The organism is Permianibacter fluminis (assembly GCF_013179735.1).
Classification (GTDB): domain Bacteria; phylum Pseudomonadota; class Gammaproteobacteria; order Enterobacterales; family Permianibacteraceae; genus Permianibacter; species Permianibacter fluminis.
This window is the reverse complement of the sequence record NZ_JABMEG010000001.1, coordinates 3437565-3449672: the sequence shown is the minus strand read 5'-3', so window position 1 is coordinate 3449672 and position 12108 is coordinate 3437565. Positions and strand designations below refer to the sequence as shown.

Annotated in this window: 12 protein-coding genes; 4 read left to right on the top strand and 8 right to left on the bottom strand. The window is 60.4% G+C overall.

Annotated elements, in window-relative coordinates:
- Window positions 1-110 precede the first annotated feature (110 nt).
- Window positions 111-572: a universal stress protein gene (locus HPT27_RS15135; RefSeq protein ID WP_172244909.1), complete on the top strand. Its 462-nt coding sequence runs from the start codon at window positions 111-113 to the stop codon at window positions 570-572.
- Between the two features lie 216 nt (window positions 573-788).
- Here HPT27_RS15135 and hisD read toward each other — a convergent pair whose 3' ends face one another.
- From hisD to hisG, 7 genes are all read right to left on the bottom strand, one after another.
- Window positions 789-1994, bottom strand: a complete 1206-nt coding sequence (hisD, locus tag HPT27_RS15130; protein WP_172244907.1) for a histidinol dehydrogenase — start codon at window positions 1992-1994, stop codon at window positions 789-791.
- A 186-nt stretch (window positions 1995-2180) separates the two neighbouring features.
- Entirely contained in the window at window positions 2181-3410 is a 1230-nt protein-coding gene (gene hisIE / locus HPT27_RS15125) for a bifunctional phosphoribosyl-AMP cyclohydrolase/phosphoribosyl-ATP diphosphatase HisIE (RefSeq protein ID WP_172244905.1), read from the bottom strand.
- Window positions 3411-3639: 229 nt separating this feature from the next.
- Entirely contained in the window at window positions 3640-4425 is a 786-nt protein-coding gene (gene hisF, locus HPT27_RS15120; protein WP_172244903.1) for an imidazole glycerol phosphate synthase subunit HisF, read from the bottom strand.
- A gap of 2 nt (window positions 4426-4427) precedes the next feature.
- On the bottom strand, window positions 4428-5018 hold the full coding sequence (gene hisH / locus HPT27_RS15115; RefSeq protein WP_172244901.1) for an imidazole glycerol phosphate synthase subunit HisH: 591 nt from the start codon (window positions 5016-5018) through the stop codon (window positions 4428-4430).
- Between the two features lie 81 nt (window positions 5019-5099).
- Window positions 5100-5699 (bottom strand): imidazoleglycerol-phosphate dehydratase HisB, encoded by a 600-nt coding sequence (gene hisB, locus HPT27_RS15110; RefSeq protein ID WP_172244899.1) that lies wholly within the window; start codon window positions 5697-5699, stop codon window positions 5100-5102.
- Window positions 5696-7324, bottom strand: a complete 1629-nt coding sequence (locus HPT27_RS15105) for an aminotransferase class I/II-fold pyridoxal phosphate-dependent enzyme (protein ID WP_172244897.1) — start codon at window positions 7322-7324, stop codon at window positions 5696-5698. The genes hisB and HPT27_RS15105 overlap by 4 nt, the downstream gene beginning before the upstream one ends.
- A 26-nt stretch (window positions 7325-7350) precedes the next feature.
- A complete protein-coding gene (hisG, locus tag HPT27_RS15100) occupies window positions 7351-8199 on the bottom strand; it encodes an ATP phosphoribosyltransferase (protein ID WP_172244895.1) in 849 nt (282 codons plus the stop codon).
- A gap of 393 nt (window positions 8200-8592) precedes the next feature.
- Between hisG and aroA the strand changes: the two genes are divergently transcribed.
- From aroA to aroC, 3 genes are all read left to right on the top strand, one after another.
- The gene (aroA, locus tag HPT27_RS15095) at window positions 8593-9921 is read left to right on the top strand and encodes a 3-phosphoshikimate 1-carboxyvinyltransferase (protein ID WP_172244893.1); all 1329 of its coding nucleotides are present in this window, start codon (window positions 8593-8595) and stop codon (window positions 9919-9921) included.
- A 27-nt stretch (window positions 9922-9948) separates the two neighbouring features.
- On the top strand, window positions 9949-10134 hold the full coding sequence (locus tag HPT27_RS15090) for a hypothetical protein (protein WP_172244891.1): 186 nt from the start codon (window positions 9949-9951) through the stop codon (window positions 10132-10134).
- A 131-nt stretch (window positions 10135-10265) separates the two neighbouring features.
- Window positions 10266-11360: a chorismate synthase gene (gene aroC, locus HPT27_RS15085; RefSeq protein ID WP_172244889.1), complete on the top strand. Its 1095-nt coding sequence runs from the start codon at window positions 10266-10268 to the stop codon at window positions 11358-11360.
- Window positions 11361-11450: 90 nt separating this feature from the next.
- Here the strand turns inward: aroC and HPT27_RS15080 are convergent, their stop codons facing one another.
- Entirely contained in the window at window positions 11451-11879 is a 429-nt protein-coding gene (locus tag HPT27_RS15080) for a hypothetical protein (RefSeq protein ID WP_172244887.1), read from the bottom strand.
- Between the last annotated feature and the right edge of the window lie 229 nt (window positions 11880-12108).

Sequence of the window (12108 nt, the reverse complement as noted above, 5' to 3'; positions counted from 1 at the left end):
TTCACCATCAGCCTGCCGGTAACCTGCCGCCGATTTGATCCAAATCAGCTGCAGCAAGCGGACAACAGGCGTAAAACTTGATCCGGTCCGCAAGAAGAGGGAGAGCAGCCATGTTCAAGCATATTCTGGTGCCGATTGACGGTTCCGACATGTCGCAAGCCACTGTGCAGCGCGCGCTGGCCTTTGCCAAGGAAGCGGCCGCGCGGATCAGCTTCTACCATGCCCAGCCGGCATTTGTGCCGCCGGTGATCGCCGGCGAAGGCGTCATCATCGATGCCGGTGCCCAGCAGTTGTTTGCCGAAGCCCGCGCCCAGGAATCCAAGTTGTTGCTGGCGCGAGCCGCGACGCTGGCGCAGCAGGCGGGTGTCAGCAGCGACGGCTTCAGCGATATTTCCGATTCACCCTGGCAGGGCATCATCGCTGCGGCGAAGAAGCAGGGCTGCGATCTGATATTCATGGCCTCGCACGGCCGTCGCGGTGTGTCGGCTTTGCTGCTCGGCTCGGAAACCCAGAAAGTACTGACCCACTGCGCGATTCCGGTGTTGGTTTACCGGGAAGAGAAGAAACACTGACACTCTCAGCTCATCCGTTTGCGGGACGGATGAGAGCAGACTTCGTGTTCATTTCGTAGGAGCGGCCTTGGCCGCGATTCCCGGTTGAAAAGAATCGCGGCCAAGGCCGCTCCTACAACAAGTAGATGCCGCAGATGAAACCCGCTTCACCCTCTTCCTAACCCTCCCCCGTCAAGGGGGAGGGGATCGGTCTTCGCTTAATCCACTTGCTATTCGCTACTCCGCCTTTGTCCGCAAACGCAAGCTCTCCGCGTGATGCACCAATCCTTCCGCATCAGCCAGCACCGTCGCAGCTTGATAAAGCGGTAGACCCTTCGCGATGGTTTGCACTGTCTGCACGCGCAGAAAATCCAGCACCGACAAGCCGCTGCTGCGCCGAGCGGCGCCCGCCGTTGGCAGGGTGTGATTCGGGCCGGACAGATAATCACCGAGCGCGACCGGACTGCGCGCGCCGATAAACATGGCGCCGTAGTGGCGCAGCTGGTTTGGTGCAATTGCCGCATCACACAGCATCAGGTGTTCCGGCGCAAAGCGGTTACTGAACGCGGCGGCATCGTTGCTGTCGTTCGCCAGCACCAGTTGTATCTGCTGGCGCGCAAACAGCGCGGCGCCGTCGGCATTGGCCAGCAAGGCCTGTTCGGCGCGTGTCAGCCATTCCCGAACGCTGGCGACAATCACTGCCAGCGCATCCGGGCCGTGCTCACTTTGTGCGATGGCGTCTTCGATCAACCAGCTGATGGGGGCATTGCCGTCAGCCAGAATCAGCACTTCGCTCGGCCCTGCGACCGTGTCGATGCGCACGTGCGTCTGCAACTGTGCTTTCGCTTCCGCAACATAGGCATTGCCGGGCCCGACGATCATGTCGACCGCCGGTGACCATTGGCTGCCGAATGTCGCGGCCGCAATGGCTTGCGCGCCACCGATGCGGACAAAGCGCGTTGCACCAGCCAGACTCGCCGCAGCGAGCAGCGCTGGATTCACCGACGGCGACAGCGCCACCCGTTCGGCAACGCCAGCGACGCGAGCCGGGATCAGCGTCATCAACGCGGTGGAAATCAGCGGAAAGCGACCACCCGGGACATAAGCGGCGATACGTTCCAATGGCACGGCACGGTGACCGTAGCGACCGTATTCATCTTCAAACTCGATATCGGTAAACGCCGCGCGCTGGGCGCGGGCAAACCGCTCGATGCGGTGCGCGGCGGTGCGGATGGCGGCGGCCAGTTCCGGTGCGAGGCCGTAGCTGTCGAACGGTTGCAGTGTGATGATCTCGGGCGCGAAGCCGTCGAACTTCTGCGATGCCGCGATGATCGCGGCATCGCCATCGGTTTCGATGGTGCGCAGCAGATCGGCGACCCGGCGGCTAATGTCAGCGTTGTCGCTCAGGATTGGGCGTTGCCAGTTTTGGGTGGTGTAAATCACGGTGTTGGGTTCCGATTTTGCTGAACACGCGGGGCGTCAATCACCCCCTCCCAGCCTGCCCCTTTGCAGGGGGAGGAGCAACCCAGCTCCCTCCCCTGCGAGGGGGAGGGCTGGGGTGGGGGCTTATCGCCCAGCTATCTCAGCATTCAAACCAAGTCGTTTATCGCATCGATTCTGTGTTACCAATCACGCATGCCGACTGCGCAACTCATTTTCAATCTCCGCCAACGACACGCCTTTCGCCCGCGCATTGACCAGCGCAAAGTAGAGCAAATCCGCTGCTTCCCAGCGCACATGTTCCGGCGCCTCGGCCTCGATCAGTTCTTCCGCTTCTTCGCGCAGTTTCTCTGCGCGGAGATCAGCGCTGGCATACAGCTCGGCAGTGTACGAGCCCGGTTTCGGCGTGGATTGCCGCGCGGCCAGCACGCTGTCCAGCGTTGCCAGCGTGAAGCGCTGGCGCTGGGCCGGGAAGCAGCTCCAGCGGTTCAGGTGACAGGCCTGATCGGTTTGCCGAACGCGGAACAGCAGGCTGTCGCCATCGCAATCAAAATCCACTCGCACCAGTTGTTGCACGTGGCCGCTGGTTTCGCCTTTGCGCCACAACGATCGCCGTGAGCGACTCCAGTACACGCCGGCGCGGTCCTGCAGCGCGACGCGCAGCGAGTCGGCGTTGCTGTAGGCCAGCATCAGCACTTCGTTGCTGGTTTCATCCTGCACGATGGTCGGAATCAATGGCTGCTTGCTGAAATCAATGGAGGCGAGCAGAGCATCCACCAGCGTGAATTTGCCGGTATAAATCGCCATGCCGATCTGGCCGTTGGCGCCGAGCTCGCGCAGCAAACGGATGTCGTCAAGCGTGGTGATGCCACCGGCAATGGTTACCGGCACCGGCGAGGCTTTCACTACAGCACGCACGCGCGGCTCATCAATGCCTTGCAGCATGCCTTCCTTCTGCACCTGGGTGTACAGAAACTCGCTGCAGCGCGCGGCGAGCTGTGGAATCAGATCCAGCACTTTCTCTCCAGTGCCTTCGCGCCAGCCCTTGGTCACCCATTCGTCGCCATTCGCATCAATGGCAAATACCAGCGCATCGCGCGGTAGTTTGCTGACCCAGTCGGCGCGAGCAGCGGTGCCGAGAATGATCTTGCTGGCGCCGGCTTTCAGATATTCGCGCGCGGTGTCGAGATCGCGGATGCCGCCGCCGACCCGGCAGGGCGCCAGCTTCAGCAGTTCCTTGATCAGCGCCTTGTTGTCGCCCTCGCCGAGCGCGGCATTGAGATCGATAAGCGCGACTTCGCCGAACAGCGAGAACTCGGCCAGCAGTTCTCGGACATCATCGCGCGCCAGTACTTTTTCCTTGCCCTGGCGCCATTGCACGGCCTGGCCGTTGTACAGATCAATACTGGGAATCAGCATGTTCGGTTCTCGTATTTCGTTTTCCTCCCCTCCTTGTCAAGGAGGGGCAGGGGGTGGTTAAGCTCAGTTTGCAACTTCGTTAGCTATTGGCTGGGAGTGGTTGCGTTAGCGAGCACCCCCCCCTAACCCCGCCCGGCCACATGCAGAGCATGTGGCGCTACGCGGGAAAGCAGTGCATTGGCACTGCTTTTACTCCCCGCTGCGCCCTTGACAAGGAGGGGAGTTAGAATCAAATACGTACGTCCACACCAGCTCGCTGCAGCGCGAGCTTCAACTCAGGAATCGACAGTTCATTCCTGTGAAAAATGCCCGCCGCCAGTCCGGCATCAATTCCCTGTTCAAATGCTTCAACAAAATGCTGCGCGGTACGCGCACCACCGGACGCGACAACCGGCACCGATAGGGTGCGCGCCAATTCGCCGGTCAGACCAAGCTCAAAACCTTCACCGGTGCCATCGCGATCGATGCAGGTCAGCAGCAGTTCGCCGGCGCCGCGCTGCACCGCTTCACGTGCCCAGTCGCGGGTATTGCGACCGGTGCGGGTGCGGCCGCCATGGCTGACCACTTCGTACAAAGAGTCGGGAGCCAGCAAGAAATCGATCGCCACGACAATGCACTGGCTGCCGAATTGCTGGCTGGCCGCGTCGATGAGGCCAGGCTGGTTAAGCGCCGCCGAATTGATCGAAACCTTGTCGGCACCGGCATCGAGCAAAGCCCAGATATCGTCCAGCACCCGGATGCCGCCGCCGACCGTGAACGGAATCGACAGGTTGCCGGCAACGCGGCCAATCACATCGAGTTGGGTTTTGCGGCCCTCGGGGCTGGCGCTGATGTCAAGCAACACGATCTCGTCAGCACCCTGCTGTTCGTAGCGCAGCGCCAGTTCAACCGGGTCTCCCAGATCCTGCAGACCGACAAATTTCACGCCTTTGACGACTCGACCATCGCGCATGTCGAGGCAGGGCAGGATGCGTTTGCGCAGGGTGTTGCTGGTGGTATTGGTGGTGTCGCTCATCATCATTTCACCAGCCAGCGATCGAGCAGCGTCGCGCCGTAGGCGCCGGATTTTTCCGGATGAAACTGACAAGCTGTCCAGGTGCCGACGCGCACGACGGCGCAAAAGCGTTCGCCGTATTGGGTCCATGCAATGGCCTCCTGTGCGCTCGGCACGACAAAGCTGTTGACGAAATAGGCATCACCGTTCGGTTCATCGTTGCCGCTGTCGAATACCACCGGCGCCCAGCCCATCATCGGCTGCTTGGGACTGTGCAGGCGCCGCACTTCACCGCGCAGAAAACCGAGACCACGAACACCCGGATCTTCTTCACTGGCATCGAACAGCACCTGCAGGCCAACACAGATGCCGAGCAGCGGTTGATCATTTTTGAACCAGCTGCTCAGAGCCGGCAGCCATTGCCGCTCTTCCAGTGTCTGCATGACCGGACCGAACCGGCCCTGGCCAGGGATGATCAACTGATCGATGCCATCGAGTTGCGGGGTTTTCAGCCGCACGGCGATGCGACCGGCGCGCTCGACCGCCGCCTGCAAGCTGGCAAGATTGCCAGCGCCGGTGTCGATGATGCCGATGCGCGAATTACTGCTGGTCATTGCACTTTCCTGTCTTTGTAGGAGCGGCCTTGGCCGCGATTCTGTGTAAGACAATCGCGGCCAAGGCCGCTCCCACGAAATTCACAACGTGCCTTTGGTGCTGGTCACGCTATTGCTTTGCACCGCCAACGCTTCTTTCAATGCTCGCGCCAACGCCTTGAAACTCGCTTCGATCAGGTGGTGATGGTTGTCGAAGTATTCGGTTTTCAAGTGCAGCGCGAACTGGCCCTTGCTTGCCAGCGTTTTAAAAAAATGCGGCCACATTTCGGTGGCAAGGCCGCCAACTGCTTCGCGGGTGAACGGCAGGTTGATGACGGCAGCGGCGCGGCCACTCAAATCCACCGCGCACAACACCAGCGTTTCGTCCATCGGCAGCAGGCGCTGGCCGTAACGGACGAGGCCGGGACGGGTCTGGCGGAGCTGGTCGATGGCCATGCCGAGCACAATCGCGACATCCTCAATCAGATGGTGATCGTCGATTTCGGTATCGCCATTGGCTTGCAGTGTCAGATCCCAGCCAGCGTGAAAAGCGAGCTGCTCCAGCAGGTGATTGAAGAACGGCAGGCCGGTATCAATCGCGACTTGGCGCGAACCGTCGACCTTCAGTGTCAGCTGGATTTGGGTTTCCTTGGTATCGCGGCTGAGCGTGATGGCGTTGTTCTCATTGTTTGCGGAGGTCACAGCAGGCTCTCCAGTTCGTTGATGGAGTCGAGCACGGTGTCGGCGCCGGCAGCACGCAGGGCGTCGGCGTTGCCGCGGCCAATGCCGATTGCGACCGCGCCGGCATCAATCGCAGCGCGAATGTCATCGACGCTGTCGCCGACCATCCAGACCCGGCCGCTGCGGCTCAGCGCCGCTTTGCAAGCAAGAATGCCTTCAGGGTTGGGCTTCAAGGCGCTGACGTCGTCACGCGAGACGATTTTGTTCGGTTGCAAGTTGCAAAGCGTCACGCCGTTTTCTGCTTCAGGGCGCGGGCGCCCGGTGACGATGGCATAGGTAAAGCGGCTGAACACGGCACGGGTGTCGGCAGATGCGATTGCGGTTTCACGCTGGCACAACCCGGGCGTGCCTTTGCTGCCGAGATAGAGGGCCTGAAACACGCTGACCACACGATCATAGTCGGTGTTGATGTTTTGCTGCTTCAGCAGCGCTTGGCTCAGCGCCCAGTCGTCATTGAAGCCGCCGCTGTTGCGCAGCGCCTGCAGTTCGGTGAGGCTCGGCTCACGGTCGCCGAGCGCGACCACCGTTTGCTGCACGCAGGCATCGTAGCTGGCGCGGGTATCGACCAGCACGCCATCCATGTCGAGGCAGAGCAGATCCGGTTGCAGGGCCGTGACCAATTGTTGTTTTAGTCGGCTGGCATCAACGGGAATGGTGATGCGCAGGCAACCGATGAGCTCGGCTTCGGTAAACCGCCGCACGCTGATGCCTTGCCGGGCGAGGAAGCTGGCGACCAATTCGGCACGCGCCGGCGCCAGTTGCAGCAACAGGAAATTGCCGCCGCTCGGCAGCACAGTGATGCCGAGTGCGAGCAATTCTGCGCGCAGGGCATCGCGGCTTTCACTGACCGCGCGGCAGTAGCTTTGCATCTCCGCTTGCGCGCTGCTGCTGCAGGCCGCTTGTGCCAGCACCAGTGACGGCGTCGACAGGTTGAACGGCGGCGCCAGCGCGCGCAGTCGAGCGATCAGCTTTTCGTTGGCGATCAGACAACCCACACGCAGGCCAGCCAGGCCAAAGGCTTTCGAGAAGCTGCGCAGCACGATCAAGTTGTCAAATTCGGCCAGCAAATCGAGCACTGATTCGCCGCTGAATTCGGCGTAGGCCTCGTCCATCAGCACCGGGTTGCCGAATGCGCGCGCTTGCAGCAACAGTTGCCGCACTTTCTCGCGCGCCAACACTTCACCGGTCGGGTTGTTCGGGCTGGTCAGCGCCAGCAACTGACCGGTGGCTTGCAGTGGCTTGGTGATGGCGTTGATGTCGATGCGCCGATCCGGCAAACCATCGACGGTGATCACCGGCACATCGTTGCGGGCGGCGGTGACGCGATACATCGAAAACGCCGGCAGCGGCAGCAGCATGTTACGTCGTTCCCGGCGGGCGAGCCGCAGCACCAGATCGATGCCTTCGTCACCGCCATTGGTGGCGAGCACTTGCGCGGCATCAATGCCGAAACGGCTGGCGATTTTCTGCTCCAGCGGTTGCCGATCCGGGTAGCGCCAGAGGCTGCTGAGATCGAGCGTGCTGATGACTTCTGTCGCCCAGTACGGCGTGCCTTCGCAGCGTTCGTTGAAATCGAGTTTGAGCATTTTCTTTCAGTCCTTACCCGCGGTTCTTACACCACTTTCCGAATCGGCATTTCCAGAATGTCGCTGGCGCCGGCGGCGATCAGTTCCGGCACCAATTTGGCGACTTGCGCGGTCGGGATCGCCGCTTTCACCGAGAAGCCGGATTCGTTGTAGAGCTGGGCGACGGTGGGCGAGCGCATTGCGGGCAGCAGCTTGACGATGGTTTCCAGTCGGTCGGCCGGCACGTTCATTTCCAGCAGCACGCGACCGCGGCCGTTGATAACGCCTTTCATCAGCAGCAGCAGGTTTTCGATTTGCTGGCGCTTGCTGACATCGTCGAGCGCGCGTGGGTTGGCGAGGAAACGGGTGCTGCTTTCGAGCACGGTGCCGATGGTTTTCAGCCGGTTCGCAATCAGAGTCGAGCCGGTTGCCGAGTTGTCGACGATAAGGTCGGCATCTTCCGGCGGGAACACTTCGGTGGCGCCGTAAGAGCGCACGAAGGTGTAATCGAAGCCTTGGCGGTTCAGGAAATTGCGGGTCAGCTGTTCGTATTCGGATACGGCGATGATGCGGCGCTTTTTCAGCGCCTCGACGTCGGTACTTTCCGGCACCGCCGCCACAATCTTGACCGGGTCAAAACCGAGATCGAGCAGTTCGGTGACTTCGGCGCCCTGTTCGATCACCCAGTCGTAACCGGCGAAACCGATGTCGTGCTGGTTGAGCGCCAGCAGTGGTGGAATGTTCTGGCTCTTCAGCAGCTTCACCTCGACGCCAGCGACCGATACAGACGGCCGGTAGCTGCGTTCGGCGCCAGTCAGTTTCAGGCCACATTCGGCGAGCAGTTCGGCCACTTTGTCGTAGATGCGGCCTTTCGGGACTACCAGACGCAATGCCATGTTCGGGTTCCTTCAGTTCGGTTCGTGTGAGTTCAATGCGGTGAATCGGGGACAAACAAAAACCCCGTTGGGGTCGCCAACGGGGTTTTCGGGAATTCGCTTTGCGCGCGCCGTTACCGCCGTGGTCCCCAAGGGAGCTCGGTGTGGTGATGATGGTGATGGCGGTTGTTGCGCAGCATGGTCGGCCTTAGTTTGGTTTTGCTTGCCGGCACCCCCAAGGACGCCAGCCCGGGCATTTAAGCCGGCAGCCGGTGTGGCTGTCAATCAAAATCTATACAAGCATGAATAAGTTGCTGTTATTTAATTGATTGATGCCTGTATATACGAGTGCGGCCGGTATCGGCCCCGCGTTATGCAGGGCCGTCATGGCGGGGCGGGCGGGCAAGCGCTACCATGCCGGACCTTCCTCGAAAAACCGGGCAAATCCGGATGCAAGTGTTTGAAATCCTTCCTTCTGGCCCGATCCGCGGCCGGGTGCGCGTGCCCGGCTCCAAGTACCAGGCCAACCGTGGTCTGCTATTAGCTGCACTCGCCGATGGCGACAGCGAACTGTCGCCGGTGCCGGCCAATGACGATATCCGTCGGGTGCAGGACGGCATTGCGGCACTCGGCGCCGGTGTGCGCGCAGATGGTGATCGGGTCTGGGTCAGTGGTGTTGGCGGCAAGCTGCGTGGTGGTCAGATCAACGTCAATGCCAGCGGCACCTTTGCCCGGTTTGTCTCGGCGCTGGCCGGCTTGTCGCAAGAGCCGGTGACGATCGATGGCAGTGCCCGGATGCGCGAACGGCCAATGGCCGATCTGTGCGCGGCGCTGCGTTCGCTGGGCGTTACCGTGACCAGCAATCAGGTGACCGATGCGCTGCCGCTGACCATACAAGGCCCGCTGCAAGGCGGCGTCTGCGAATTGCCGGGCCATGTCAGCAGCCAGTTTCTAAGTGCTCTGTTGCTTGTGGCGCCGTATGCGCAGCGCGATGTCACCATCCGGCTGACCACGCCGCTGGTGTCGCGGCCGTTTGTCGAGATGACGCTGGCGATGATGGCGGAATCTGGCGTTGAAGTTGAATCGCATGGTGAGGCCGATTCACAGGGAGAAGCCTTCACCGTCCGCGCCGGCCAGCGTTATCGCGCCCGCCGTTTTGATCTGGAAGCCGACCCGTGCAGCGCCTCGTATTTTCTCGCCGCTGCAGCTTTGACCGCTGGCGAGATCACCGTCGAAGCGTTCAATATCGAATCGGTGCAGGGCGAAGCGCGCTTGCCCTTGCTGCTCGATCAGATGGGCTGCCTGATCAAGCGCACGCCGGATGGCCTGAAACTGTCCGGCCCGGCGCTGGGCTTGCGCGCCATCGATGCCGACATGGGCAATATGCCGGATGTGGTGCAGACAGTGGCCGTGCTGGCGGCATTTGCCAACGGCGTCTCCCGTTTCCACAATATCGGCCATCTGGCGCACAAGGAATCAAATCGGATTTTCGATACCGCGCTGGAATTGAAGAAAATGGGTGTCAAGGTGGAAGCGACCGCCGACGCGCTGATTGTTGAAGGTGGTAAGCCGCACGGCGCGCTGATCGAAACCCACGAAGATCACCGGATGGCGATGAGCTTTGCCATTGCAGGCCTCTCGATTCCGGGCGTGCGGATCGCCCATCCGGAAGTGGTCGGGAAGTCGTTTCCTCAGTACTGGGATATGTTGCGTTCACTTGGTGTGCAGGTTTTGGCTAAGTGAGCAGGAGTTTACGGTAGGGATGTGAGCATGTTTGAAAGGAAATCCAAAGGTCCGTTGCCGCCATCAAATTTCGTTGGGGTGGGCATTTGTTTCGGTGTCGCAATAGGCGCCGGTTTGGGTGTTGCATTCGCCAATTTGGCATTAGGCATTGGCGTTGGTGTGGCGCTTGGCGCAATTGCCGGCGTGGTTCTTTCGAAGAGAAAGCATCGGTAGTGGCGTAGGGCGGGTCAAGCGCAGCGGACCCGCCGAATGTTGAGTTGGCTCCGTGGCAGCTCCGCTTCGCTTGAGCTGCCCTACAACAACAAATTGATGGTTTGCACATTACTCAATGACGAGAGAATTCCATGGCCGGTGACAGTTTCGGCACCCTGTTTCGCATTAGTATCTTTGGCGAGTCGCACGGACCCGGTGTCGGTGCGATTCTGGAAGGTTGTCCGCCCGGTTTGCCGATTACGGCGGCCGAGATTCAGCACGAGCTGGATCGGCGTCGGCCGGGACAGAGCAAGATTTCCACCCAGCGCAAGGAGCCGGATACGGTCGAGATTCTGTCCGGCCTATTGAACGACACCACCACCGGCACGCCGATTGCGCTGCTGATCCGCAACACCGATCAACGTTCGCATGATTACGATGAGATGGCCACGATCTATCGGCCCGGCCATGCCGATTTCACCTATCAGCAGAAATACGGTATTCGCGATGTCTCCGGCGGTGGTCGCAGTTCGGCCCGGACGACAGCGGCAACGGTGGCTGCTGGTGCGATTGCCAAGAAATTGTTGGCGCTGAACTGGGGCGTGCAGATCCATGCCTGGGTCAAATCGGTCGGCGCCTTGCAACTGCAATCGGCGGCGGAAGCAGTTGATGTCAGCCAGATTGAATTGAACGATGTCCGTTGCCCGGATCAGGCGCTGGCTGCGCAAATGCACGCGCTGATCGAGCAAACCCGCAAGGACGGTGATTCGCTCGGCGGCGTGGTCGAATGCATTGCCCGTGGCGTGCCGGTCGGTTGGGGCGAGCCGATTTTTGATCGGCTGGAGGCAGATCTGGCCAAGGCCATGTTGGCGATCAATGCCAGCAAAGGCTTCGAAATCGGCTCCGGTTTTGGCGGCACGCACCTGACCGGTTCACAGCACAATGATCCGTTTATCAGCGATGCTGGCGTGATCAAAACCCAAGGCAATAACCACGGTGGTGTGCTCGGCGGCATCTCGACCGGCATGCCGGTGGTGTTCCGGGTGGCGTTCAAGCCGACTGCAACGATTGCCAAGTTACAGCAATCGGTCGATATCAATGGCGATCCGGTCGAGTTTCGTGGCCGTGGTCGCCACGACCCTTGTGTGCTGCCGCGAGCGGTGCCGATTGTCGAAGCGATGACGGCGCTGGTGCTGGCCGATCACGCCTTGCGCCAGCGGGCGCTGGGAGTCGGTACCGAGGTTTGACTGTGCGCTGCCGCTGCAGTGATGAAAACAAAAAGCCCGGTGATGTGCCGGGCTTTTTGTTGCGTACGCTTGGCCAATGGCTGAAAAGCTTTAGTTCGGCCGGATCACGATGACAGGGTCAATCCATTCGCCGCCCTTGAACTTGATGCGGTAATGAAAGCAGCCAGCACGACTGGGGCCTTTCTTTTTCAGTTTGCCGTTGTTTGAATCGTGTTCTTTGCCGTCGTCATCGGCGCTGTCGTTGCATTGGCCGCCGCTGTGCTTGACGAACTTGATTTTGAACTCCTTGGCATTTGCCTGCTGCCAGTTGATCTCGCTGCCGGCGACTGCCGTCAGACAGGCTGGTGACGGCGCCGGATTACCGGCTTCATCTTCTTCGACCTCAATCTGGTTGTCTGCGGTGCTGACACAGCTGTTCAAATCGACATTCTGATCGGCTTGTACCTGCTTGCCGGCGAAACTGGCCAGCAACAAGGCGGCAAACAGCACGTTGGCAAATGACAAGTTGGTCAATGACAAGCAACGCCTCGTTGTTGTCAACGCAGTGAGTCGTCGCTGTCGATGGTACGGTTGTTGGTGCATGGTGCGTTCCCTCCGATGATTGCCCTGTGGGCATTTTGCTGTGTGCGCAGCATTGTCTTGTTTTGGTATGGCATGGTGAATGAACGAGTAAATAAAGCGGGGTGAGTGAACAGCCATTTCCCCCGACATTTTGCCCGACAGGGTCGAGCAGTTGAATGCGGCGGTG

Bases quoted from the DNA above. Each gene is read 5' to 3' on its own strand.
- HPT27_RS15135 (WP_172244909.1), top strand. From the start codon at position 111: ATGTTCAAGCATATTCTGGTGCCGATTGACGGTTCCGACATGTCGCAA.
- hisIE (WP_172244905.1), bottom strand. From the start codon at position 3,410: ATGCTGATTCCCAGTATTGATCTGTACAACGGCCAGGCCGTGCAATGG.
- hisF (WP_172244903.1), bottom strand. From the start codon at position 4,425: ATGAGCGACACCACCAATACCACCAGCAACACCCTGCGCAAACGCATC.
- hisH (WP_172244901.1), bottom strand. From the start codon at position 5,018: ATGACCAGCAGTAATTCGCGCATCGGCATCATCGACACCGGCGCTGGC.
- HPT27_RS15105 (WP_172244897.1), bottom strand. From the start codon at position 7,324: ATGCTCAAACTCGATTTCAACGAACGCTGCGAAGGCACGCCGTACTGG.
- hisG (WP_172244895.1), bottom strand. From the start codon at position 8,199: ATGGCATTGCGTCTGGTAGTCCCGAAAGGCCGCATCTACGACAAAGTG.
- aroA (WP_172244893.1), top strand. From the start codon at position 8,593: ATGCCGGACCTTCCTCGAAAAACCGGGCAAATCCGGATGCAAGTGTTT.
- HPT27_RS15090 (WP_172244891.1), top strand. From the start codon at position 9,949: ATGTTTGAAAGGAAATCCAAAGGTCCGTTGCCGCCATCAAATTTCGTT.
- aroC (WP_172244889.1), top strand. From the start codon at position 10,266: ATGGCCGGTGACAGTTTCGGCACCCTGTTTCGCATTAGTATCTTTGGC.